This window comes from Polyangiaceae bacterium (assembly GCA_015075635.1).
Taxonomy (GTDB): Bacteria; Myxococcota_A; Polyangia; order Polyangiales; family Polyangiaceae; genus JADJKB01.
Genome location: JABTUA010000003.1, coordinates 2,144,555 through 2,168,110, shown reverse-complemented (window position 1 = coordinate 2,168,110; position 23,556 = coordinate 2,144,555). Strand labels below are relative to the sequence as shown.

Annotated in this window: 19 protein-coding genes and 1 tRNA gene; 11 read left to right on the top strand and 9 right to left on the bottom strand. The window is 70.3% G+C overall.

Going from position 1 to position 23,556, the window contains the following annotated elements:
* The first annotated feature begins 25 nt into the window (after positions 1–25).
* Entirely contained in the window at positions 26–349 is a 324-nt protein-coding gene (locus HS104_40405; GenBank protein ID MBE7486221.1) for a rhodanese-like domain-containing protein, read from the top strand.
* A gap of 41 nt (positions 350–390) precedes the next feature.
* Here HS104_40405 and HS104_40400 read toward each other — a convergent pair whose 3' ends face one another.
* Positions 391–1,404: an NAD(P)-dependent glycerol-3-phosphate dehydrogenase gene (locus HS104_40400; GenBank protein MBE7486220.1), complete on the bottom strand. Its 1,014-nt coding sequence runs from the start codon at positions 1,402–1,404 to the stop codon at positions 391–393.
* A gap of 59 nt (positions 1,405–1,463) precedes the next feature.
* On the opposite strand from HS104_40400, the gene HS104_40395 reads away from it, so the two are divergent.
* The 5 genes from HS104_40395 to kbl all read left to right on the top strand — a co-directional run bounded on the left by HS104_40395 (position 1,464) and on the right by kbl (position 7,165).
* Entirely contained in the window at positions 1,464–2,540 is a 1,077-nt protein-coding gene (locus HS104_40395; protein ID MBE7486219.1) for a hypothetical protein, read from the top strand.
* A gap of 60 nt (positions 2,541–2,600) precedes the next feature.
* Positions 2,601–3,914, top strand: coding sequence for a signal peptidase I (lepB, locus tag HS104_40390; GenBank protein ID MBE7486218.1), 1,314 nt, complete (start codon positions 2,601–2,603; stop codon positions 3,912–3,914).
* Positions 3,915–3,994: 80 nt separating this feature from the next.
* Positions 3,995–4,630, top strand: coding sequence for a hypothetical protein (locus HS104_40385; GenBank protein MBE7486217.1), 636 nt, complete (start codon positions 3,995–3,997; stop codon positions 4,628–4,630).
* A 121-nt stretch (positions 4,631–4,751) separates the two neighbouring features.
* Entirely contained in the window at positions 4,752–5,936 is a 1,185-nt protein-coding gene (locus HS104_40380) for a zinc-binding dehydrogenase (protein MBE7486216.1), read from the top strand.
* A gap of 41 nt (positions 5,937–5,977) precedes the next feature.
* The gene (gene kbl, locus HS104_40375; GenBank protein MBE7486215.1) at positions 5,978–7,165 is read left to right on the top strand and encodes a glycine C-acetyltransferase; all 1,188 of its coding nucleotides are present in this window, start codon (positions 5,978–5,980) and stop codon (positions 7,163–7,165) included.
* A gap of 219 nt (positions 7,166–7,384) precedes the next feature.
* Here the strand turns inward: kbl and HS104_40370 are convergent, their stop codons facing one another.
* The 3 genes from HS104_40370 to HS104_40360 form a co-directional block, all read right to left on the bottom strand.
* The gene (locus HS104_40370) at positions 7,385–7,573 is read right to left on the bottom strand and encodes a hypothetical protein (GenBank protein MBE7486214.1); all 189 of its coding nucleotides are present in this window, start codon (positions 7,571–7,573) and stop codon (positions 7,385–7,387) included.
* Positions 7,574–7,636: 63 nt separating this feature from the next.
* Positions 7,637–8,017 carry a hypothetical protein gene (locus tag HS104_40365; protein ID MBE7486213.1) on the bottom strand — a complete coding sequence of 127 codons (381 nt, stop codon included), beginning with the start codon at positions 8,015–8,017 and terminating at the stop codon, positions 7,637–7,639.
* A 7-nt stretch (positions 8,018–8,024) separates the two neighbouring features.
* Positions 8,025–9,257, bottom strand: a complete 1,233-nt coding sequence (locus tag HS104_40360; protein MBE7486212.1) for a hypothetical protein — start codon at positions 9,255–9,257, stop codon at positions 8,025–8,027.
* 69 nt (positions 9,258–9,326) lie between these two features.
* Between HS104_40360 and HS104_40355 the strand changes: the two genes are divergently transcribed.
* Both HS104_40355 and HS104_40350 read left to right on the top strand, forming a co-directional pair.
* Positions 9,327–10,211 (top strand): carbohydrate kinase, encoded by an 885-nt coding sequence (locus tag HS104_40355; GenBank protein ID MBE7486211.1) that lies wholly within the window; start codon positions 9,327–9,329, stop codon positions 10,209–10,211.
* 38 nt (positions 10,212–10,249) lie between these two features.
* Positions 10,250–11,785, top strand: a complete 1,536-nt coding sequence (locus tag HS104_40350) for a metallophosphoesterase (GenBank protein ID MBE7486210.1) — start codon at positions 10,250–10,252, stop codon at positions 11,783–11,785.
* A 12-nt stretch (positions 11,786–11,797) separates the two neighbouring features.
* Here HS104_40350 and HS104_40345 read toward each other — a convergent pair.
* Positions 11,798–11,897, bottom strand: a tRNA-Sec gene (locus tag HS104_40345).
* 46 nt (positions 11,898–11,943) lie between these two features.
* Between HS104_40345 and selB the strand changes: the two genes are divergently transcribed.
* Positions 11,944–13,878, top strand: a complete 1,935-nt coding sequence (gene selB / locus HS104_40340) for a selenocysteine-specific translation elongation factor (protein MBE7486209.1) — start codon at positions 11,944–11,946, stop codon at positions 13,876–13,878.
* 6 nt (positions 13,879–13,884) lie between these two features.
* Here the strand turns inward: selB and HS104_40335 are convergent, their stop codons facing one another.
* Positions 13,885–15,795 (bottom strand): protein kinase, encoded by a 1,911-nt coding sequence (locus tag HS104_40335; protein MBE7486208.1) that lies wholly within the window; start codon positions 15,793–15,795, stop codon positions 13,885–13,887.
* Between the two features lie 108 nt (positions 15,796–15,903).
* Here HS104_40335 and HS104_40330 point away from each other — a divergent pair, with 108 nt between their 5' ends.
* Both HS104_40330 and HS104_40325 read left to right on the top strand, forming a co-directional pair.
* Positions 15,904–18,060: an MFS transporter gene (locus HS104_40330; GenBank protein MBE7486207.1), complete on the top strand. Its 2,157-nt coding sequence runs from the start codon at positions 15,904–15,906 to the stop codon at positions 18,058–18,060.
* Positions 18,061–18,065: 5 nt separating this feature from the next.
* Complete coding sequence (locus HS104_40325; GenBank protein ID MBE7486206.1) at positions 18,066–18,662, top strand: 2-hydroxychromene-2-carboxylate isomerase; 597 nt, start codon at positions 18,066–18,068, stop codon at positions 18,660–18,662.
* A gap of 1 nt (position 18,663) precedes the next feature.
* On the opposite strand, the gene HS104_40320 is transcribed toward HS104_40325, so the two are convergent.
* From HS104_40320 to HS104_40310, 3 genes are read right to left on the bottom strand one after another with little or no spacing between them, the layout of a single operon-like run.
* Positions 18,664–20,112: a wax ester/triacylglycerol synthase family O-acyltransferase gene (locus HS104_40320; protein MBE7486205.1), complete on the bottom strand. Its 1,449-nt coding sequence runs from the start codon at positions 20,110–20,112 to the stop codon at positions 18,664–18,666.
* A 21-nt stretch (positions 20,113–20,133) separates the two neighbouring features.
* A complete protein-coding gene (locus HS104_40315) occupies positions 20,134–22,086 on the bottom strand; it encodes a hypothetical protein (GenBank protein MBE7486204.1) in 1,953 nt (650 codons plus the stop codon).
* A 48-nt stretch (positions 22,087–22,134) separates the two neighbouring features.
* Positions 22,135–23,544 carry an L-seryl-tRNA(Sec) selenium transferase gene (locus HS104_40310; protein MBE7486203.1) on the bottom strand — a complete coding sequence of 470 codons (1,410 nt, stop codon included), beginning with the start codon at positions 23,542–23,544 and terminating at the stop codon, positions 22,135–22,137.
* Between the last annotated feature and the right edge of the window lie 12 nt (positions 23,545–23,556).

The following is a 23,556-nucleotide window of genomic DNA, read 5'->3' as shown; positions in this document are numbered from 1 at the left end:
TACGCAAAGACAGGAGAATTGCCGGATGCTGCGATTCCTATTGGGTGACCAAAAGACCTCTCTGCCCAACGCCGGGGAGCTGGTGGCGAAGGGCGCGCTGTTGCTGGACGTGCGAACCCCCCAGGAATTCGCGGACGACCACGTCATCGGCGCGCTGAACGTCCCGGTTCAGGAGCTCTCCTCACGCCTCGACGAGCTCGGACCGAGGGAGCGTCCGATCGTCATCTACTGCCGCTCCGGCGCCCGCAGTGCCAACGCCAAACACCTGCTGGAGGGCGCGGGCTTCCGACACGTCCACGACATGGGCGCGATGTTCAACGTGACGGGCCTGCCACGCCAGAACGGGTGAGGGGTGCTGGGGGCGGCAGTGGGCGCGAAATCAGCCCGGCATCAACCCCACTCCCGCTTCAGCGGTCGCGTCAATACGTCCCGCACCGCCTCGAGGGGCTGCTTGCCCTCGTACAGCACGCGGTACACCTCGTTGCAGATCGGCAACTCCACGTCGAGGGCCTGCGCCAGCTGATAGGCGCTCTTCGCGGTCTTCACGCCCTCCGCCACGTGCCCGAGGCCCGCCAGCACCTCCGTGAGCGAGCGCCCGCGCCCCATCTCGAAGCCGACGGTGCGGTTGCGGCTGAGCTCGCCGGTGCAGGTGAGCACCAAGTCGCCCATGCCCGCCAGCCCCGCCAGCGTCAGCACGTTCCCGCTCTTGGCGATGGCGATGCGCGCGATCTCGGCCAGCCCTCGGGTGATCAGCGCGGCGCGGGTGTTGTGCCCGAAGCCGAGGCCGTCGCACGCGCCGGCGGCGATGGCGATGACGTTCTTGAGGGCGCCGCCGACCTCCACGCCCACCGGGTCGTCGCTCGAGTAGACACGGAAGCGATCGGTGGCGAAGCGGTGCTGTACCGCCATGGAGAGCTCGTGCTCGAAGCCCGCGACCACGACGTTCGTCGGGCTGCCCTGCGCGACCTCCTTGGCGAAGCTCGGTCCGGACAGGAACGTGGAGCGCGCCTTCGCCTCGGGGCCGAGCACGTCCACGATGATCTCGCTCATCAGCATCAAGGTGTCGTTCTCGATGCCCTTGGTCGCGCTGACCAGCGGTACGCCCTCGGGCACGTGCGGGCGCATGCGCTCGAGGGTCCGCCGGAACGCATCGGACGGCACGACCAGCACCACGAGGTCCGCGCCGCTGAGCGCTTCGGAGAGGTCGGACGTGGGCACGACGCCGTCCGGCAGCGGGAAGCCGGGGAAGAATGCGCGGTTCTCCCGCTCGGCGCGCATCGCGTCGCGATGCTCCGCCTGCCAAGTCCAGAGCGCGACGCGGTCGCCCTTCTGGGCCAAGAGCAGCGACAGAGCCGTCCCCCAGGCTCCGGCCCCGATGACCGCGACGTGGCTCGCATTCGCCATGGCAGAGCCCCGGTATAGCCCAGCTTGGGGCGCGGACGAATCACGCTATGCTGCGGGCCATGCGCCGCGCCTGGCTCGCCATCGCCCTCGGCTTCGTCCTGTTCGGAACCTCCGGCTGTCCCAAGAAGGAGACCCTGGGAGCCGCGTCGATGTCCGTGCTCGGCCCGGGGGTGATCAACAACCCCAAGAACAAGTCGCTGCGCTTCGACATCCTGAAGTTCGGCCTGGAGCGCTTCTGCTTCGAGATGACCCGTCGCGGCGCCCCCCTGAAGCTCTCCGACGACCAGCCCGTCGCCGGCCGCTTCTTCGCCGACACCTGTAGCCAGACGGTGCTCGACGACGACCACCGGAAGAGCATCATCGTGCAGTACACCGGCAAGGGCTACGGCTGGACCAACCTGACGGGGCGCATCGGCTTCACCACCGCCGGGCTGGTCGAGTACGCGCCAGACTTCCAGCTCCACGACGACGGGTCGATGTACATCTACTTCCGGCCCCGCAAAGTCGACTCGACCAACTTCACGACGCTGATGGTCGAGAGCAACTTGGCCCGCGGGGGCATGAGCATCCTGAACGTGAAGCCGGACCAGATCGGGCGCCAGATCGTCGATGGCCAGCTGCAGCGCGGCTTCACCGTGATCCGCTACAACGACAAGGGCGAGACCGACTTCGCCCTGGGCTACGTGCCGAAGGGCAGGAAACCCTTCAAGCCGTTCGTGGTCTCGAGCGAAGACAAGGTGACGCTGGTGAACGACCGCACGGAGGTCCACACCGGGCAGATGGACTTCATCGGCGGCTTCGAGCTCACCGACGACGATCAGGCGCTCTACCTGACCGCGAGCATCGACGGCGCGCCCGGCGTGGACGCCTTCCTGATCCCGAAATTTCTGGGCGATCAGATGATCGAGCAATACGTGAAGCACCCCGGCGCGGCCGCCTTGCCGCAGGCGCCGCTCCTGGACGAGGCGCTCGTCGCCGGGCAAGTCTGGAAGCGCTTCGTCCCGGCGCGGAAGGGCGTCTACTACTTGGTCATCGACCACTCGGCTCAGGTCGGTCGCACCGCCCCGCCGGCCCAGGCCGGCGATGATCGCGCGGCGAAGATCGACTACGTCGTCCAGTCGGGCGAGAGGCCCTGAGAGCCCATCTGCTTGCCCCGCTCTGGACCTACGAGTAGAAGTCGGGCGTCGGCCCATCCCGTGTCATCACCGAAGCTCCCGCGCACACTGTTCTGGGCCGTCTGGTTCGTCCTGGTCCCGCTCGCGCTCGCGGCGCTCACGGTGTGGGCGCTCAAGCCCGGGGCCGGAGAGCTGGCCGCCTCCGGCTTCGGCAAGCTGCGCTTCATCGTCCAGGACCAGCCCGTCCCGAGCGGCATCGTGCTGTTCACGCTGTACGAGATGCTGCTCTACCACTTCCGGTACTACCTGCCCTTCGCCGCCCACGTGGGCTTGGGCGGGCGCCCCGACGTGCCGCCCGAGCTCCGGCGGGGTTACGAGCAGGCCGCGCACCTGCTCGACGAGGTCGAGCGCATCCGGGACAAGAACGAGAAGGCCATCGAGCGCAACGTCCCCCGGAGCGCCCGCGACAAGCTCGATGAGAGCTTGGAAGAGCTGCGCGACACCATGGAAACCGAGCGCTTCGACGCCGACGCCTTCGCGGCGGCCCACGACGCGGCGGCCAAGGCCGTGGAGCGTCACCTCGGGCGCTGGCGCAAGGGCGAGCTCAGAGAGTACGCCGAGTCCATCGGCGTCGCCGTGGGCGTGGCGCTCCTGCTCCGGGCGTTCGTGGTCGAGGCCTTCAAGATCCCCAGCGGGTCCATGCTCCCTACCCTGCAGATCCAGGACCACATCTTCGTCAACAAGTTCTCGTACGGACCGACCATCCCGTTCACGAAGAGCCGGGTCTTGCCCGACCTCCCGCCCAAGTACGGCGACGTGATGGTGTTCGAGTTCCCCGACCCGAACCCGGCGAACCCGCGGCAAGACTTCATCAAGCGCGTCATCGCGCTGCCGGGGGACGTGCTGAGCGTCGAGGCGGGGCACCCGATCATCAACGGTTGGCGCGTACCCAGCTGCTTCGTCGGCGCCTACGAGTTCCGGGAGGGCGAGGACTCCAGCACCAAGCGGGGCGATCTGTTCGTGGAGTTCCTCGGCGAGTACAGCTACCTGACCCTGTTCGAGGACGATCGCTTCGACGGGCGCCAGGGGCCCTACCAGGTGCAGCCCGGCGAGGTCTGGGTGCTCGGCGACAACCGCAACAACTCCAGCGACTCGCGGGCTTGGTTCGGGGGGCGCGGAGCCGGCGTGCCGTTCGCCAACGTGAAGGGTCGCGCGCTCTTCGTCTGGATGAGCTTCGGCTCCGACGGCGGCATCACCTGGGATCGCCTCCTGGTGAACGTGATGGGGCAGCCCCGACTGCCGAAGGAGGCGCCCCAGAGCCTGACCGAAGGCATCAAGAAGTGCCTCGCGGGGCGCCCGCCCGTGTCGGAAACGACACCGCCGCCGAAAAAGTGAGGCAAAGCGCCCAGCTTTTCTGGGCTCGACGCTGTCCGAGCTTGTTTGCTACCGTCGCCCCTCGCACGGAGGAGGAACGGATGCGCAAGCTCGACAAGTGGACGATCACGGCTTCAGCTGCCCTGCTCATCGGGGCGCTGCTCGCCTGCAAGAAGAAGGAAGAGCCGCCGCCGCCCGCTCCGACCCCGCCGCCGGCCCCGACTCCGACGGCCAGCGCCGAGCCTCCCAAGGAAGAGAAGAAGGACGAGGTCAAGCGCTACGGCGACAAGGAGAAGGACGAGAGCGGCACCGTGGTGGTGCTCCTCCCCAACGCCAAGGTTTACAAGGAGGCCGACGACAGCACCTCGCACATCGCGACGCTGTCGAAGGGCACGTTGGTCAACCGCAAGGCCCGCTACAGCAACTGGATGCTGGTGGACTGGCCGAGCGGTGTGGGTCAGCTCTCGCCGGGCTGGATCGTCACCAAGCACCTGGACGACAAGGTCCTGAAGATCGACCTCGAGAAGGTGAAGAACCAGGACGCCGGCGTGGTAGTCGCCGTCGACGCCTCCGTGCCCGTGCCCGACGCGGCCGCCGCGACGCCGGACGCCGCGACGACCACCGACAAGCCGGACGCGGCCGCCACCCCGACCCCGGACGCCGCGACGGCGCCGCCGGCCAAGCCCGACGCCGGACGCCTGAAGATCCCGCCGGGGTTGCTGAAGCCGACGCAATAGCCGAGCCGGCAAGCACGTCGCCGCGGCCCGTGCTGACGCGCCGCGGCGATTGTGCGTTTGCCGGGCCCGCACCCGCCAGCCTCTCGACCGCGGACAGCGTCGGTCGTATGAGGAGCCGAGCATGACCGAGTCGATGCGGGCCCTGGTGTACGATCGCGCGAAGGACCCCTGGGAAGAGAGCCGGGGCCTGCGCCTGGAAGACGTGCCCAAGGCCGAGCTCGACGAGAAGAACGACTATCAGGACCGCTCCCGGGTGTTGATCAAGCCGCGCTTCGTCGGCTTCTGCGGCAGCGACCGCGGCATCTGGTTCCGGCGCGCCTTCAAAGACATGATCGTCGGCTCGCTGGACAAGGAGGCGAAGGCCCTGCACCGCTCGAGGGACCAGCGTGTGATCGGCCACGAGCTGTTCGGCGAGATCGTCGCCGTCGGCAGCGACGCCAAGCGCACCCACGGCCTGGAGGTCGGCGACATGGTCGCGGCCGAGAGCCACATCTTCTGCGGTGTCTGCTACCAGTGCCGCAACGGCGACGCCCACGTCTGCGCCGACGATCTGATCATCGGCATCAGCTACGACGGCGCCTTCGCGGACTACGTGAAGCTGCCCGCGCAGGTCATCTGGCGCACCGACACCAAGAAGATCCGGCCGGAGGTCGCCGCCATCCAGGAGCCGTTCGGCAACGCGGTCCACGCCTGCACCAAGGTCAACCTGCGCGGCAAGCGCGTGGCCATCGTGGGCTGCGGCACCATCGGCCTGTTCGCGGTGGCCATCGCACGGGCCCTGGGCGCCCAGACCATCATCGGCATCGAGCCCGTGGCGAACCATGCGGCCATGGCGCGGAAGCTGGGGGCGGACCACGTGCTCTCGCCGGGCAACACGGGACCCGACGACTACGCGCACGACAAGTCGCTGGTCGCCGAGGTGCGCAAGCTGACCGACGGCGTCGGGGTGGACGTGGCGCTGGAGATGAGCGGGCTGAATTCCAGCGTGAACAACGCCATCCACTGCGCGCGGCGTGGCGGCGACGTGATCCTGTTCGGTCTCAAGAGCGGCGACGCCGTGATCGAGAGCTTCGATCGCCTGATCGTGGACGGTATCGCGCTGCACAGCGTGATCGGGCGCCGGATCTGGGAGACCTGGCACATCACGCGCCACCTGCTCGAGTCGCGGGACCCGAACATCCACGACCTGATCTACGACGTGATCCTGAACCGCGGCGACGGCCCCATCGTGAAATTCGACAAATACGAGAAGGACTCCTTCGAGGAGCGCATCAAGACCTTCCCCAAGGTCGTGCTCGAGTTCTGACTGGACTTTCGCCGTCTTGGCATGGCAGATCGCAGACTGCGATGTACGACCGCGCGAAGGCCATCTACGCCGCCGAGCTCGCCGGCATCCGCGAAGCAGGGCTGTTCAAGAGCGAGCGCGTGATCACCACGCCGCAGGGCGCCCGCATCTCGTCCGCCGGCAAGGAGGTGCTGAACTTCTGCGCCAACAACTACCTCGGCCTCTCGAGCCACCCGGCGGTCATCGCCGGCGCGAAGCGAGCCCTCGACACCCACGGCTTCGGCATGTCGAGCGTGCGCTTCATCTGCGGCACCCAGGATCTGCACAAGGCTCTCGAGGCCCGCATCGCCAGGTTCTTCGGCAGCGAAGACGCCATCCTGTACTCTTCGTGCTTCGACGCGAACGGCGGCCTGTTCGAGGTGCTGCTCGGCGCCGAGGACGCCATCATCAGCGACGCGCTCAACCACGCCAGCATCATCGACGGCATCCGACTCTGCAAGGCCGAGCGCCTGCGCTACCCGAACGGCGACATGGCCGCGCTGGAGGAGGCGCTGAAGCAAGCCGCCGGTAGGCGACTACGCATGATCGCGACGGACGGCGTGTTCAGCATGGACGGCTACCTGGCGAAGCTGGACCGGATCTGCGATCTGGCTGAGCGCTACGACGCGCTGGTGATGGTGGACGACTCTCACGCCACCGGCTTCATCGGGCCGACCGGCCGCGGCACCCCGGAACACTTCGGCGTGCTGTCCCGGGTGGACGTGCTGACCAGCACGCTGGGCAAGGCGCTGGGCGGAGCCAGCGGAGGCTTCACCACCGGCAGGCAAGAGATCGTGGAGCTGTTGCGCCAGCGCTCGCGCCCGTACCTGTTCTCGAACACGCTGGCGCCGGCGGTGGCCGGGGCGAGCCTCGCGGTGTTCGACCTGCTCGACCAGAGCGCGGAGCTGCGCGAGCGAGTGATGGGCAACGCCGCTCGCTTCCGCAAGGGCATGCTGGCCGCGGGCTTCCAGATCAAGGAGGGCATCCACCCCATCGTCCCGGTCATGATCGGGGACGCGAAGCTCGCCCAGGACATGGCGGCCCGCTTGCTGGAAGAGGGCATCTACGTGATCGGCTTCTCGTACCCGGTCGTCCCCAAGGGCGAGGCCCGCATCCGCGTCCAGCTCTCCGCGCAGCACGAGCCGGCGCACGTGGACCAGGCCATCGCGGCGTTCACCAAGGTCGGCCGGGCGATGGGCGTGGTCGGCTAGAGGGAGTCCATGGTTCGGCGCAGGTGCGCGCCGATGCGCTATGCCCGCCGCTCGGCGCGCAGCCGAGCCCCGGGATCACTCGAGCAGTCTTGCCATGATCAGATCACGTTTCGCCATCGAGACTCGAGGGCGAGAACCGGCCGGGACCGCCGTTTCGACCGAATGGAAGCGTCGCGTGGCGTTTGCTGCCACCAGCGGAGCGCGAATCAGGGACACCCCCTAGAGCCGGGCGTCGCCGGGGTCGAAGGGCGGGTCCAGGGGTCCCAGACCCTCTTCCCCCACCCGGAACACGCCGCTCTCCGAGCGGATCCGGGGGCGGCGCTGGCTCTCCGCCTCTTCCTCCTCCGCCTGGAGGAGGCCCGCCAGCAGGATGCCCAGCGTGGTGGAGAGGCGCTCGCGTTCAGTCATGGACGCCCCTCTTTACGCCTGCTCAGGGGCAGTCCTTCCTCCGGCGGCGGAGCCAGGGCGCCCTCAGTCCGAGGCCGCGTCCGGAGGGGGGCGGGGGCCGAAGGTCAGACCCAGCTTTTCCTGGAGTTTCCTGGCCCGGTTGGCCCGCACCCAGACCGTGACGAGCACGCCGACCCAGGCGACGAAGAGCAGGAGCCCCGCGACCCGGATCGCCGGCCAGGGCACGCCGAGCCGGGGGCCGCCGAGCTGCACCAGGTAGTCCAGGGCGAGCTTCGCGAAGCAGCCCAGGCTGCCCAGGCCGTAGGCGCCGAGCGCCAGCTCCTTCCAGCGCCCGAACTCCGCGGCATCGACGCCGGGGTGCTCGCTCGCCTCCCGCCGCCGCACGTCCAGCTTGCGGATGGTCAGCCAGATCCCGAGCACCAGGGTGAGGACGTCGAACAGCACGGCGGGCTCAGAACTGACCGAGCCAGCGGGGTGGCAGCCCGATGGCGTCGTTGACGTGGATTGGGCTCGGGGCGCCGAGGCGGCCGCCAGCGTCCACCCCGAAGGCGTGTACGACGGCGCGCCCGGCGTCGGTCGCGAAGCAGGTGCCGCATGCGGCGGCGCAGCGCACGTCGCCGAGGGTGAAAGGCCGGTCGCTCGACTCGAGCAGGACTCGGCGCGCGCCGGTGTCGATGTCGAGCTCCACCAGAGTATCGGGACGGGTCGGCGCCGTCTCGCGCCCGAAGGTGTTGGCGACGAGCGTGTGCTCGCTGGCCCACGACACGCTGAAGCCGAACGGCGCCTGCGGATCCGCTGGGAAGCGAGCGACCTCTTCCAGCGCGTCGCCGACCGTCACCACCGCGATGGCCGACTCGCCGGGCGCGGGCTCCGAGTCGCCCTGAAAGCGCCCCGTGCAAGACACCGCCAGCCGCTGGCCGTCCGGCGAGAGCGCCAGGCCGTTGCACTCGTAGAGTCCGTCGAGCACGAGCACCTGCCCGAGCGACTCCGTGCTCGGGTCGATGACGGCGAGGCGGGACGGCAAGGCGTCCGAGTAGTCGGTGCTGTGCGCCAAGAGCGAGACCACGACGCGCCCAGCGGCGGCGATCATGCGGTGCGGGCTGGCCTTGTAGCCGCCGCCGGAACCCGCCAGCGCCGGCGAGAGATCGATGCGCCCGACCGGCTCGGGCGCACTCGGATCCAGGACCAGCACGTCGTCCCCTCGATCGAGCGGCTGAGCTTCGGGATCGGGGTTTCGATTGAATCGCGTCACCAACCCGCGGGTCGCGGACAGCTCCAAGTAGTCGTGCGGGTTCGCGGCGAACCCCGAGCGCACGCTGAGCTGGGCCGAGACCTCGGCCGACTCGACGTCCACCCAGGTGATGACCGCGGCCGGGTAGCGGTCCAAGAGCACCAGGCGCTCGCCCGTGGTCGGCGCGGTCGGCAGCACGACGTCACCCGTCAGCTTCGCCGAGAGCTTCGCGCCGCTGGTGGCGCTGGAGATGAACGACGAGGAGAGGACCTTGCCCTTCCAGTCCAGCAGCGAGACGTTCGAGGAGGCGTAGCCTTCGTCCTGGTGCGCCACGGCGACGCCGCGCCCGCAGGGCCCGGACGGCACGCTCGTCCCGCCTGTCGATTCGGGAGGCTCGGGCGCCCCGCAGCCGAGCGCGGTGAACGCGACCAGGAGGACGGCGGAGCGGGTCATCCGGCGCCGGAGCCAAGCACGGCGGGGCGCGTCGAGCAAACCGCCGCGGTCTGTGAGAGGCTCCCGGACGTGGAGCGGAGCCCGCGCATCGTGGCCTTCGGAGAGCTGCTCTTCGACCTGTTCCCGGACGGTCCGCGCCTGGGCGGCGCGGCGGCCAACATGGCCTTTCACGCGGCGGCGCTGGGCGCCCGCGCGCTCTTGGTCAGCCGCGTCGGCGACGACCCGCTCGGGCGGCGCGCCCGCGCGGAGCTCGAGCGGCACGGAGTGGACGTGCGCTTCGTCGGGGTGGACCCCGAGCGCCCGACGGGCAGCGTGCACGTCGAGCTCACCGACGGCGAGCCGCGCTTCAGCATCGGCGAGCAGGCCGCGTGGGATCGCATCGAGGTCTCGCCGGAGCTCGAGCGCGAGCTCGCGGGCGCGGACGCCTTCGTGTTCGGCACGCTGGCGCAGCGCACGTCGCTCGGCTCGGGAGCCCTCGGCCGGGCGCTCGCGAGCCTGGCGCCGAGCTGCCTCCGGATCGCGGATCTGAACGTGCGCCCGCCCCACGTGAGCAATGAGGCCTTGGGCCTCGCCCTCGACCGCGCCAGCGTCGTGAAGCTGAACGAGCAAGAAGCCGAGCGCGTCGGGGAGGCGCTCGGCTGCGACGACCCCGTCGCCGCGCTCTTCGCGCGCGGGATCTCCGTGGTGGCGGTGACCCGCGGCGCGCGCGGGGCGGTGCTCCACACCCGCAACGCCTCGGCGAGCCACCCGGGCTTCGCGGCTCTGCCGGGTGGCGACGCGGTCGGCGCGGGGGACGCCTTCACGGCCGCGCTATGCCTGGAGCTCTGCCGCGGCACGCCGCTCGAGCGCCTGGTCGCGCGGGCGAACCGCTACGCCAGCTTCGTGGCCAGTCACCGCGGGGCCATGCCGGAGCCCCCGCGGGAACTGCTGGCCGAAATGGCTGCTCTCCACTGAGCGTCGCCGAATCGTCATCGACAGCGTACACTGTCGTCATGCTCTTCCCGCGTTCGACGCTTCCGCTGCTCCTGACCCTCGGCCTGTGCGCGTGCGGCTCCGACGACGACGGCGGCGGCGGCGGCGGCGGCATCCCGAAGGAGCCGGTGCGCTTGACCACCGAGGTGACGCTGCTGACGGAGCTCGCGCCCATGTCTCCCCCGGATGGGCGCAAGCCGAGCGATCCGGACAGCCGCGCCGAGATGCTGAAGGAGGGCTTCGGCAAGCTGGTCGAGGCCGGCGGCGAGGCCCACGGCACCCGCACGCCCCCGGGCAAGACGCCTCCCGCGGCCGGCGCGGGAGCGAAGCGAGTGGCGCGCTTCGTCCACATGCCGGACCTACAGCTCGCGGACGACGAGTCGCCGACGCGGCTGGCCTCGTTCGACTCGCCGGGTGCCACCGCAGGCGCCTACCGCCCGCAGGACGTGAACATCTGCCACATGGTCAACGCCGCGGTGCAGAGCGTGAACGAGCTGCACGAGGCCGATCCGATCGACTTCCTCCTGCTCGGCGGCGACAACGCCGACAGCGCGCAGCAGAACGAGATCGACTGGGTGCTCGGCCTCTTGAGCGGCAAGGACTCCATCGAGTGCGACTCCGGCAAGGACGACGACCCGAAGAAGGGCGCCAAGAACGACGGCAAGGATCCGTTCGCCGCGCCGGGGCTGGCCATGCCCTGGTACTGGGTCACCGGCAACCACGACATCTTGATCCAGGGAAACCTGCCCGTCTCCGCGCTCAAGCTGGCCGAAGCGACCGGGACGGAGTCGGCCGGCGGCACTCGGGACTGGTCGCAACCCGGCGGCCCGCTGATCAAGACCGAGATCGTGCCCGACGACGCGCGCTTGCCGCTGATGCGCACCGAGATCATGGCGCGCATCGCCGCCGACGCGGACGGGCACGGCGTCGGGAGCGAACAGACCAAGAGCGGCAAGGCCATCTACACCTTCGACGTGCCGGGCACGCCGCTGCGCTTCCTGGTGCTCGACACCGCCGCCGAGACCGGCGGCTCCGAAGGGCTGCTCCGGCAAGGCGACATCGACGGCGTGATCAAGCCCGCGCTGGACAAGGCCCAGGCCGAAGGGAAGTGGGTCGCGCTCGCCTCCCACCACGCCGTGAGCTCGCTCGGCGACGGCACCGGCCTCGGCGGCAAGCAGCAACCCGACGCCGTCACGGAGCAGGCCTGGGTGGACCTGCTCGGCACCTACCCGAACGTGGTCTTCAGCATGGTGGGGCACTCCCACGAGAACCGCGTGAAGTGGATCGCGCCGACCTCGGGCCACGCCTACTGGGAGGTGATGACCAGCGCCCTGGCCGACTTCCCCCACCAGATCCGCATCGTCGAGGTGTTCGATCAGGACAACGGCTGGCTGATGCTGCGCACCACCAACGTGGACTTCTCGGTCATGGGTGACCCTGTCGCGCTCGAGGGGCGCACGCTCGGCACGCTCGACTTCGTGGCGGGCTGGACCGGCGGCTCCGGTCCCGGGCAGCCCGAGGATCGCAACGTCGAGATCTGGATCGAGAAGCCCTGAGGCGGCAGCGCCTGGCGGAAGCGCATGGGAATCGAACCCACCGGACCCCGGGTTCACCGAGGCCCCATCGGTTTTGAAGACCGAGGGCCGCGCCAGCGTACCAAGCGCTTCCGCCGGAAGGCTTACCAGCTCGGCGCGAGCGTTGCTACCTTCTCCCGGTGCCGGAGCCTGCCGAAAGCCGCCGCCGCGTGGTGCTCGCCACGGCGGGCCACGTGGACCACGGGAAGACGTCGCTGATCCGCGCGCTCACCGGCACGGACACCGACCGCTTGCCCGACGAGAAGCGGCGCGGCATCAGCATCGAGCTCGGCTTCGCGGAGCTGCCGGAGGCCGGCATCAGCTTCATCGACGTGCCCGGGCACAAGAAGCTCGTGCACGCGATGATCGCCGGCGTGGGTGGCGTGGACGGCGTGCTGTGCGCGGTGGCCGCCGACGACGGCGTCATGCCGCAGACCCGAGAGCACCTGCACATCTGCAAGCTGCTGGGGATCCGTCGCGTGGTGGTGGCGCTGACGAAGGCCGATCTGGTGGACGCCGAGATGCTGGAGCTCGCCGAGGCCGACATCCGATCGACCTTGGAGGCGCTGGGGCTGGAGGCAGCGGCTGTGGTCCCGACCGCCATCCCGAGCGGGCAAGGGCTGCCCGAGCTCCGGGCGGCGCTCGGGGCACTGGCCCAGGCCACGCCGCCACGCGGGGACAGCCGCCGCCTGTGGTTGCCGGTCGATCGCGTGTTCAGCGTGAAGGGCGCGGGCACAGTCGTCACCGGCACGCTGACCCGGGGCACGCTCGCGCTGGGCGAGACGATCTGGGTCGCGAGCTCGCGCGGGATCGTCGAGAGCGCTTGCCGCGGCCTCGAGGTGCACGGCCGCTCGGTGCGCGCGGTGGCCGCGCCGAGCCGCGTGGCGGTGAACCTGGCGCGGCTGGAGGTCTCGGACGTGGCGCGCGGGGACGTGCTCACGCTGGAGCCGTCCTTGTCGGTCACCCGCCGCTTCGACGCGTTGCTGAGCGCGCTGCCCGGGACGGACCGCGATCTCGCCGACGGGAGCCCGGTGATCGTGCACCTCGGCACGACGCGGGTGGGCGCTCGGGTGGCACGCATCGGCGAGAGCCTGTTCCAGCTCGCCTTGGACGAGCCGGTGCCGTGCCAGGGCGGCGTGGGCGTGGTGCTGCGCGGCTTTCACACCACCCGCGAGCACGGCGCGGTGCTCGCCGGAGGACGCGTGCTCGACGCGCTGGCTGGCCCCTTGCCGAAGCGCCGCGACTCCGCCGGCCGTGAGCGCCGCGCGGCGACGCTGGCGCTGGTGGCGCAAGGAGACTGGGCGGCGGCGCTGGGTGGCCTGATGGAGCTGGCGGCGCCCCGGCCGATCTTCGGATCCGAGATCGAGCGGCGCTTCGGGCTCGAGCCCGGCGACCTCGCCCGCTGGCTCACGGGCAAGAAGCGCAAGGGCCCGGCGGACGCGCTGGCCCTGCCCGGCGAGGCCTACACGCTCCCGTCGAACCTGGAGGCCTTGGCAGACGACATCTGCGCGCGGCTCGAGCGCTACCACCGCGAGCACCCGGACCAGCCTGGCATGTCGCTCGAGACGCTGCGCGCGAAGTTGGTCGGGCGCGCCGGACGCGAGGTGTCCGACCTCGCCCTCGAGCGCGTGGCGAAGAGCGGGCGGGTGCGCCTCACCGCCGGCGTCGTCTGTCTGGCTTCCTTCGCGGACACGGCCGGACCCGAGGCCGCGCGGACGCGGGCACGGGTGCTGGAGGTGCTGGAAGCGGCGGGGCTCGAAGGGGTGAGCGACGCCGCGCTCTTGGCACGGCTGCCCGACGAGCGCCCCGAGCGCGTGAAGAGCGCGCTCAGCCGGCTGTCGAGCGAGACCGAGGCGCGACGCCTGACCGGGCTCTGGTTCGCCGAGCGGCCACTGGAAGCGCTGCGCGGCAAAGTCGTGACCTTCTTCACCGAGCACTCCGTGATGAGCGTGCCCGAGTTCAAGGACCTGGCCGGGGTCTCGCGCAAGCAGGCGATCCCGCTGCTCGAGCAGCTCGACCGCGAGGGCACGACGCGCCGCCAAGGTGACGACCGCGTGCCCGGCAAGAAGGGCTGAACCAGCTCAGCTCCCCGCGGCGCGACCCGGGGGCCGCAAGCTCGCGCGGGGCTTGGCCGAATCCGTGCGGCGCCAGCGCTTGTTCTCGGCGGTGAGCACCTGCAACACGTCGCTGCCCCACGGCATGGCCTCGAGCAGCGCGTCGGCGTCACGCCGCAGGCGCTCGTCCAGCCGGTTCTTGGCGGCCTCCGCCAGCGCGGTCGCGAACATGCTCGAGGAAGAGAAGCGCCGGTCCGTCTCCTTGGCCAGCGCCAGCGCCAGCGCGCGATCGACGTCCTGGCCGAGGCGCGCCAGATCCGAGGGGCGCGCAGGTTGAACGTGCGCGACGTTGTACAGCGTGCTCGCGCTGTCGGGTCCCGTGAACGCCGGCTTTCCGGTCAGCACGCGGTAGGCCACGATGCCAAGGGCGAACACGTCGGCGCGGTGGTCCACCGGCGCGCCACGCGCCTGCTCCGGCGACATGTAGCTCGGCGTTCCCACCGCGGCGCCCAGCGTCAGGTCCTTGGCAGCGTCCTTCACCTTCGAGACCCCGAAGTCGAGCACCTTCCACTGGGTCTTGCCGCCGCTCTGGGTGCGGAACAGGTTCTGCGGCTTCAGGTCGCGGTGCACGATGCCGCTCTCGTCGGCGGCGGCCAGCGCCTCGCCGACCTGCTGCACGAGCTCCAGCGCCTCCGCCATGCCCAGGCGGCGATGCTCGCGGAGGATCTGGGCCAGATCCGCGCCTTCGAGCAGCTCCATCACCAGGAACGGCGAGCCGCCCTCCGCCACGCCGCGATCGAGGACGTCGACGATGTGCTTCGAGCGCACGCGGGTGGCGATCTCGGACTCGCGGAAGAAGCGCTCGAGCGCCGCGCTGTCCTCGATCATGGCCGCGGCCAGGAACTTGATCGCGACGGCCCGCTCGGCGCCTTGCTCCCAGGCGCGGTAGACCTCGCCCATCGCGCCCCGGCCGATCACCTCGCCGACCAGGTATTTTCCCACTTGCTGATCGGTGAAGCGGCCTTCCTTCGCGGCGCGCTCCTGATCCAGCTCGGCCCGCGCCTCGTTCAGCAGCGCCTCTCGCTTGCGGATCTGGCGAGCCGCGCGCTCCAGGCGCTCGAACGCGGCCAGCGTGGCCTGCCGGCTCCGCCGCGCCATCCAGAAGGTCGCCACGAACAGCACCTGGCACACCGCGGTGACCGCGAACATGCTCGAGAGCTCCGGCGTCGAGAGCGCCATCACCGACTGGTCCGTGGGCAGAAGGCCCAGCATGGCGCCCACGTTCAGCGCCAGGTACCCGGTGGCTCCGGTCAAGTAGATGGCCCAACCCGATCGCGGCGAGTCGCCGACCCCGAAGAAATAGATGCCGATGTACATCGCGATGATGACCGGCGAGAAGATGCCCACGTAGTAGACGAAGAACAGGATCGTCCCCACGCAGCACAGCCCCTGGAACAGGAGCTTCTGCGCGCTGAATCGCTCCGGTTCCTTGAACTCGAACAGCAGCCATGCGCTCACGGCCACCGTGAAGCCGCTGGACAGGGTGGCGGGCCAACGGCCGGGCGAGACGCGCTCGGGAAGCCAGACCGCGACGATGCCGGCCAGGCCCGCGATGATGACCAGACGGAAGAGCGCTACGGCCCTGGCCTGCTCCTCGCTGCGCAAGATCAGCGACGACGCGGTCGTGACGCCGCTGGCCGCTCCGCCGCGGGTGAGCGCGAGGCCCGTGACGCCGGTGACGCCGCTCTCGGTGCGCGCCGAGCTGCCTCCGGTCGTCGCGCTGGGCTCGGTTGGCTCGGGCTCCTGCCCCGCGGCGCTCGGCTCGATGACCTCCGGCTCGCGCTTGGGCCGAACGTCTAGCTGCGTGGGCTCGTCCGGCGCCGTCACGCGGGGCGGCGGCGCTGCATCCTCCGGAGTGTCGGGATGGTCGGAGGGCATCGTCCCAACTCCGGAGCCTAGCGCCGAGGCACGACCTCGTGCAAAGCGGCGCGGGCGCGCCGAGCGGAATTGCGGACGAACCAGGCTTGGGCCTACGCTCGCCGCCCCATGTCGCTCGAGAGAGTGCGCCACCTGGTCGAGCGCTTCGCCGACCGGCTCACGAGCCACGCCGCCAAGGCCCCCCGCCCCGACTGGGACCTGCCCGCAGCGCTCGGCCGCGAGCTGCTGGAGTCGATGCTGCTCGCTCGCCAGCTCGATCTTTGCGCCCACGAGCTCCGCGCCAAAGGCCTCGGCCACTACACCATCTGCAGCACGGGCCACGAGGCCAACGTCGTGCTCGGCCGCCTGACCGGACCAACCGACCCGGCCATCGTCCACTATCGCAGCGCCGCGTTCCAGCTGGAGCGAGCCCGGCACGTGCCGGAGATCGACGCGGTGGAAGACATCGTGCTCTCGCTGGTCGCCTCGAGCGAGGAGCCGATCAGCGGCGGCCGTCACAAGGTCTTCGGCAGCAAGCCGCTGGGGATCATCCCCAACACCAGCACCATCGCCTCTCACCTGCCCCGCGCCCTCGGCCTGGCCTTCGCCCTGGAGCGCGCGCCGCGACTGGGCGTCGAGCTGCCCGACGCGAAGTCGGCGCTCGCGCTCGCGAGCTTCGGCGACGCCAGCTTGAATCACTCGACAGCGCTCGGTGCGCTCAACGCCGCGAGCTGGACGTTGCACCAGAACTTGCCTCTGCCCCTGTTGCTCGTGTGCGAAGACAACGGGCTCGGCATCAGCGTGCGCACGCCCGAGGGCTGGGTGGAGACGCGCCTCCGGGCCCTGCCGCACCTCGCCTACTTTCGCGCGGACGGCTGGGATCTCGCGGCGACCTACAGGAGCGCCCGCGCGGCCGTCGAGTATTGCCGGAAGACACGGCGCGCCGCGGTGCTCCACCTGGGCGCGGTCCGCCTGCTCGGTCACGCGGGGAGCGACGTGGACACGACCTATCGCTCACCCGCGGAGATCGAAGCTGCGGAGGCACGCGACCCAGTGCTGTGCGCCGCGCTCGACTTGATCGACGCCGGCGCGCTCGACGCACGCGAGGTCCTCGCGCTCGAGAAGCGCTGCGCGGCCCGGGTTGGCGAGGCCGCGGTCCGGGCGGTGACACGGCCGCGGCTCGAGACTCGCACGCAAGTGACGGCGGCGCTGACGAGCCCCGTCGGGCCGGCGGTGGAGACCGAAGCGGCGACGCTGGCGAGCGTCCTGCCCGCCCAGGCGCTCACGCTGGCCCAGGGGATCAACGGCGCCCTCTCGGAAGCGCTGGCCCACTACCCCGAGGCCATCCTGTTCGGCGAGGACGTCGCCAAGAAGGGCGGCGTCTACGGCGTGACGAAGGGTCTCTTCGCCAAGTTCGGGCCGCTGCGGGTGTTCAACACGCTACTCGACGAGCAGACCATCTTGGGCCTCGCCCTCGGGACGGCGATGCAGGGCCTGTTGCCGGTGCCGGAGATCCAGTACCTGGCGTACCTGCACAACGCGGAGGATCAGCTGCGCGGTGAGGCCGCGAGCATGCAGTTCTTCTCCGATCGTGCCTACGACAACCCGATGCTCTTGCGCATCGCGGGGCTCGCCTACCAGAAGGGCTTCGGCGGGCACTTTCACAACGACAACTCCGTGGCGGTGCTGCGGGACATCCCCGGCGTGGTGGTGGCGGTGCCGGCGCGCGGAGACGACGCCCTGGAGCTCTACCGAACCGCCTTCGCCCTGGCGAAGCAGGCCCGGCGCGTGGTCGTGATGATCGAGCCCATCGCGCTATACCACACGCGTGATCTGCACGCGGAGGGCGATGGCGAGTGGGCGGCGCTCCCACCGCCGGCCGCAGCGCCCTTCGGTCGCGCGCGCGTGTACCACCCCGAGGCCCGGGACCTGGTCATCGCCAGCTACGGCAACGGCCTGTGGATGAGCCTGCGCGCCGCTCGGCGCCTGGAGCAGGAGACGGGCGCCAAGGCCCGCGTGCTCGATCTGCGCTGGCTCGCGCCGCTGCCGGAGCGCGACGTGGTCGAGCACGCCCGGGAGTGCGGCAAGCTCCTGGTGGTGGACGAGTGCCGGAAGACGGGCAACCTCTCGGAGGCTCTGGCGGCGGCGCTGCTCGACGCTGGCGGCGGCGTGCGATTCGCGCGGGTCACCAGCGCCGACAGCTACATCCCGCTCGGAGACGCCGCGAACCTGGTACTGGTCGACGAAACCGAAATCCTGACGGCAGCCCGCGAGCTCCTGAGGTGATCCCGATGCAGAAGACGGTCGAATTCCACTACGACTTCTCGAGCCCCAATGCCTACTTCGCCGCGATGATGTTGCCGGCGCTCGCCGAGCGCGCCGGCGCGCGCGTCGAGTACCGCCCGTTCTTCCTGGGTGGGCTGTTCAAGCTGCTCGGGGCGCCGCAGACGCCCGGCATGTCGAGCCCGGAGAAGGCCGCCGCGAGCCTGAAGGACCTGGAGCGCTGGAGCAAGAAGCACCAGGTGCCCTTCCGCTTCCCCTCGCGTTTTCCCATGAACACGCTGGGCGCGCTGCGCGTCTCTCTTTTGTGCGACGAGCTCGGACTGTCTCCGCGCGCGTGGGCCGAAGCGGTGTTCCGCGCCTACTGGGTCGACGACCGTGACATCTCCGACGAGGCCGTGCTTGCCGAGCTGCTCAGCGGCCTGGGGCAAGATGCGGGCGCGGTGCTGGAGCGCAGCCGGGCGCCCGAGGTGAAGGACGCGCTTCGCGCCGCGACGGAGGCGGCGCGAGCCCGCGGCATCTTCGGCGCACCGGTGTGCGCCGTCGGCGACGAGCTGTTCTTCGGCAAGGACCGACTGGACTTCGTCGAGGACGCACTCCGGGCCTGAGTCAGCTCGCCCGCTGCGCGACACCAGGCTTGCGTTTGCGCGCGCGCTTCGCCTTGGGCTTCTCTTCGGCGGGCGGGCCGAGCTCCGCGAGAGCCTCGCGGATCCCTGCCGCGAACACCTCGAGATCCGGCACGCGATCCCAGTCCCCCGTCAGGCCGAAGCCCAGGCTGCCGTCGTAGGACAAGACGGCAACGCTGAGCGGGTTGTGCGCGAACACGGGCACGTAGGGGAAGGCCTCGAGCATGCGCGCGCCGCGCAGATAGAGCGGGAACTGCGGCCCCGGAACGTTGGTGACGACCAGGTTCACCATGCGCTGGAGCGCCACGGCGCGCCCCACCAGCGAGAGCAGGGTCGGCGGCGCGTATTCACCGAGCTGCACCCAGAAGTCCGCCCCGACCGCCTGGCGCGAGGCCTTGAGGTCGGCCATGCGATCGCGCAGGCGGACGATACGGGCGTGCGGCTCCGCCTCCCCCACCGGCAGCTCTGCCGCCATCATGCTGACCTTGTTGCCCCAGGTTCGCGCTTGCGAGGCGTCGCGGACGCTGACCGGGACCATGGCCTTCATGACCAGACCCTCCACGCTCTCGTGGCGAGACACGAGGAGCTTTCGCAAGGCGCCGGTCACCAGCGCGAGCACCACGTCGTTGACGGTGCAGCCGAAACGAGCCTTGACGCCCTTCACCTCCGCCAGCGGGACGCGCACGATCTGATAGCGCCGGTGCGCGCCGATCGGCGCGTTCAGGCTGGTCTTGGGCATCAGCTCGGTCGCGGCGCGCCCGAATGACTTGAGCCCATCCAGCACCTCGCGCGCCTTGTCGGCCAGGTGCTCGCGTGACTCGAGGTCCTCCCACACGCGCCGCGCCACGTCGCGGAGCTGCCGCGGGCGCTCGCGCAGATCGAGGAGCGCGTCCCGCGTCAGCTCGGCGTCCGTCGGCTCCGCCTCGGGCGTCCACGGCTCCGGGGCGACGTGCGGGGCGTCCGCCGAGAAGTCGAGCATCACGGTGCCGAGGTCGACGCCGCTGGCCCCGTCGATCAGGCAGTGGTGGGTCTTCTGGATCACGCCCCGGCGACCGTCCTCCAGGTCGAACACCCACATCTCCCAGAGGGGCTTGCGCCGATCGAGGTGGTGGCTCATCAGCCGGCCCATGAGGGCCAAGGCTTCGCTTTCGCCGCGGGGGCGCGGAAGGCCGGTCCAGCGCACGTGGAAGCGCAGATCGAAGTGCGGATCGTCGATCCACACCGGGCGGTGCAGCCCGCCCGGCACGAAGCGCACCTTCTTGCGGAAGCGCGGCACGTGGTGCAGCCGGCTCCGGATGTGCTCGAAGATGTCGGCCTCGGTGAGGCCGTTGTCCTCGAAGAACAGCAGCGAGCCCACGTGCATGTGGGCGGTAGGGCTCTCCGCGTAGAGGAACGCGCAGTCCAGAGCCGAGAGGCGCTCGAAGCGGCTCATGTCCTCACGCTCCCGGCTTGCTCAGCAACCGCCGTCGGCGCCGCCGTCGGGACCGCCGTTCGGGCAGCACGCCGAGTTCTTGCAGGTCTCGTTGGTCGCGCACTTGTTTCCGCAGCTGCCGCAGTTGTTGTCGTCGGTCTTGGTGTCGACGCACCCTTTCCCGCTGCCGCAGCAGGTCAGGCCAGCACCACAAGGGGTGCCGCAGGTCACGCAGTGCTGCTCGCTCGTCTGAAGGTCGACGCAGGCCGTTCCGCACTTGTCCGGCGTCGGGGAGCTGCAGCTGATGCCGCACGAAGTCCCGTCGCAGGTTGGGGTGCCCGTGCCGGCGCTCGGGTTCGGACAGGGCGAGCAGCTCGTCCCGCAGCTCCCGACGTCGTTGTTCGACTTGCACTGGCCGCTGCACAGGTGATAGCCCGTGTTGCACGAGATCGAGCACGTCCCGGTGCTACAGACTGGGCTGCCGTTGCCCCCGCTCGGGCCCGGGCAGTTCGTGCACGTCGTGCCGCATGCCGTCGGATCGGTGTTCGACTTGCAGTCGGCGCCGCACCTGTGGAAGCCAGTGTTGCAGTTGACCGAGCAGCTCCCCGAGTTGCAGACCGGGCTGCCGTTGCCGCTCGGAGGCGCCGGGCAATTCGTGCAATTCGTGCCGCAGGCCGTGGCGTCGGTGTTCGACTTGCACTCGTTGCCGCACTTGTGAAAGCCGTTCAAGCAATTGAAGCCACATGTGCCGTTGCAAGTAGCCGTCCCGTTCGCTGGGGCGGTGCACTTGGTGCCGCAGGTGCCGCAGTTGTTGATGTCGGTCTGCAGCGGCACGCACACCCCGCTGCAGTTGGTGAGGCCGCTCCCGCAGTTCTGCGCGCAGGTCCCGTTGCTGCACAGCACGGTACCGCCGGACGGCGCTTGGCACACGTTGCCGCACCCGCCGCAGTGGTTCACGTTCTGGAGCATGTTGATCTCGCAGCCGTTCACCCTGTTGTTGTCGCAGTCGGCGTACCCGTTCTTGCAGGTGGTGTAGTCGCAGACCCCGTTGTTGCAGACCGCCGCGTTGGCGTTCTGCGGGTTGCACGGCTTGTTGCAGCCATTGCAGTGCAGCGGGCTGGTGTTCAGGTTCGTCTCGCAGCCATTGTCCGGGTTGTTGTCGCAATTGCCCCAGCCAGCCGCGCACGCCAGCACGCAGGTGCCGCCGATACAGGTCGCGCTGGCGTTGGTCTCGTTGCACGCCTTTCCGCACGCGCCGCAGTTGGCCTTGTTGCCAGAGTTGATGTTGGTCTCGCAGCCGTCCACGTCGTTCGAATTGCAGTTCGCCCAGCCGCCGTTGCAGCTCGTGACCACGCACACCTCTTGCGAGCAGCCCGACGACGCGTTGGCGAGCGAGCAGACGTTGCCGCAGGTCTTGCAGTTGTTGGGGTCGATGGCCTTGTCGACCTCGCAGCCGTTGGTCTTGTCGCCGTCGCAGTCGTCCTTCGTCGCACACGCCGGCTCCCCGTTGGGGCAGCACTGATTGACCTCACACACGCCGGCCTTGCAGATCCAGCCCGGGCCCTTGGAGGTGATGCAGTCCGTGGCGCAGTTGCCGCAGTGGTTCTTGTCGCCGTTCAGATCGGACTCGCAGCCGTCGATCGGGTTGTTGTTGCAGTCGGCCCAGCCCGGGTCGCACTGCCCGACCGCGCAGTTGCCCCCCGCGCAGGCCGCCGTCGCGTGCGGCACGGCGCAGGCAGCGCAGGCCGGTGACGCGCTGCAGCCGTTCGCGGGTACGTCGGCCTTCACGCACAGGGTCTCGAGCGGGTCCTTCGGATCCGGGCAGAGCTTGTCCCCGGGGAAGCACTGTCCCCCACCGATACCTCCACCGCCGTCGTTGCCGGTGCCCCCGACGCCCGAGTCCGGCTCCAGCCCTCCCTCTTCGGTGACGCCACAGCCTCCGAAGGCGGGCAGGAGCATCAGGACGAGACCCAGAAGGACGAGTATGCGCCGCACCACAGCACGAGCTTACTACGGGTCCACCCCCGGTTCGAGCCTCGGCCGTCAGGTCGAGCAGGCTCTCTTCAAGGCGGCGACGACTTCGCCGTCTTGCTCGGGGAAAACCGTGCGCGCGTCGAGCAGGAGCGCACCTTCCACGACACGGCCGAGAACCGGGACGGCACCGGATCGCAGGCGTTGCGCGAGCGCCTCGGGGTCCGGGGTCGAGAGACGCAGGGCCACCGAAGCTACCGGAGCTTCCGCAAGGGTGCCGCCGCCGATGGCGCTCTGGCACTCGACCCGGTCCGCGACGATCCCCTGGCCCAGCGCCGCGATCCAGACGTCCACGCGCGCCGCTAGCTCGGCGGTGGAGGTCGCGAGCAACGCATGAACGGGGATCTCCCCCAGCGCGCCCCGCTGGTAGGCGTCGAGCACGCCGTCGAGCGCCGCCAGCGCCAGCTTGTCCAGCCGAAGCGCACGCGCCAGCGGATCGTCGCGTAACTCTCGCACCAGGGCAGCGCGTCCCGCGATGACCCCGCCCTGCGGCCCGCCGAAGAGCTTGTCGAGGCTGAAGCAGACCAGATCCGCCCCGGCACGGAGACACGCCTGCACGCTCGGCTCCCGCTCGAGATCCGACCCGGCTATCGAAGCCGGCAGCTCGACGACGAGCCCGCCGCCGAGATCCTTGACCAGCGGGATGCCGCGCTCCCGGGCGACGGCGACGAGCTCCGAGAGCAGGGGTCGCTCGGCGAAGCCCGAGATCTTGAAGTTGCTGGGATGGACGCGGAGCAAGCAAGCGGTCTCGGTGCCGATGGCGCGGGCGTAGTCCGAAGCGCGCGTGCGGTTCGTGGTGCCGACCTCGACGAGGCGCGCGCCGGAGCGCGCCAGCACCTCCGGGATGCGAAACCCGCCGCCGATCTCGACCAGCTCGCCCCGGGAGACGACGACCTCGCGCCCGGCAGCGAGCGAGCTCAGCGCGAGCAGCACCGCGGCGGCGTTGTTGTTCACGAGCAGCGCGTCTTCGGCCCCGATCAGCTCGGCCAGCGCCAGCTCCACTTGCACGCCGCGCCGGGTCCGCACCCCCGTCTCGGCGTCGAGCTCCAGCGTCGAGTAGCAGCCGGCGGTCTCGGTGATGCGCCGGAGGCTCGCCTGGGGCAGCGGCGCCCGGCCTAGATTCGTGTGCAAGATCACGCCGGTTGCGTTGATCACGGGCCTGAGCCCGGCGCGCAGCCGGGCCGCGGCGCGGGCCTGGACCTGGGCGACCACCGCTTCGAAGCTCGGGGCCGCGCTCCCTCCCAGCACCTCCGCTCGAAGCTGAGCGATCACGCCCCGCGCGAGCACCGTCACGGCCTTCCTGCCCAGCGCTCCCCGCACCTGACCGAGCTCGGGGGCATCGACGACCTTGTCCACCTTGGGCAGCTTGCTGAGCTCCACGCCGCGACCATAGCGGAATCGGTGGCGGGGAGCTTGCCCCACGGCCGGCGGTTC

Coding starts and splice junctions, on each gene's coding strand:
- HS104_40405 (MBE7486221.1), top strand. CDS start 26: ATGCTGCGATTCCTATTGGGTGACCAAAAGACCTCTCTGCCCAACGCC.
- HS104_40400 (MBE7486220.1), bottom strand. CDS start 1,404: ATGGCGAATGCGAGCCACGTCGCGGTCATCGGGGCCGGAGCCTGGGGG.
- HS104_40395 (MBE7486219.1), top strand. CDS start 1,464: ATGCGCCGCGCCTGGCTCGCCATCGCCCTCGGCTTCGTCCTGTTCGGA.
- HS104_40385 (MBE7486217.1), top strand. CDS start 3,995: ATGCGCAAGCTCGACAAGTGGACGATCACGGCTTCAGCTGCCCTGCTC.
- HS104_40380 (MBE7486216.1), top strand. CDS start 4,752: ATGACCGAGTCGATGCGGGCCCTGGTGTACGATCGCGCGAAGGACCCC.
- kbl (MBE7486215.1), top strand. CDS start 5,978: ATGTACGACCGCGCGAAGGCCATCTACGCCGCCGAGCTCGCCGGCATC.
- HS104_40370 (MBE7486214.1), bottom strand. CDS start 7,573: ATGACTGAACGCGAGCGCCTCTCCACCACGCTGGGCATCCTGCTGGCG.
- HS104_40360 (MBE7486212.1), bottom strand. CDS start 9,257: ATGACCCGCTCCGCCGTCCTCCTGGTCGCGTTCACCGCGCTCGGCTGC.
- HS104_40350 (MBE7486210.1), top strand. CDS start 10,250: ATGCTCTTCCCGCGTTCGACGCTTCCGCTGCTCCTGACCCTCGGCCTG.
- HS104_40335 (MBE7486208.1), bottom strand. CDS start 15,795: ATGCCCTCCGACCATCCCGACACTCCGGAGGATGCAGCGCCGCCGCCC.
- HS104_40330 (MBE7486207.1), top strand. CDS start 15,904: ATGTCGCTCGAGAGAGTGCGCCACCTGGTCGAGCGCTTCGCCGACCGG.
- HS104_40325 (MBE7486206.1), top strand. CDS start 18,066: ATGCAGAAGACGGTCGAATTCCACTACGACTTCTCGAGCCCCAATGCC.
- HS104_40320 (MBE7486205.1), bottom strand. CDS start 20,112: ATGAGCCGCTTCGAGCGCCTCTCGGCTCTGGACTGCGCGTTCCTCTAC.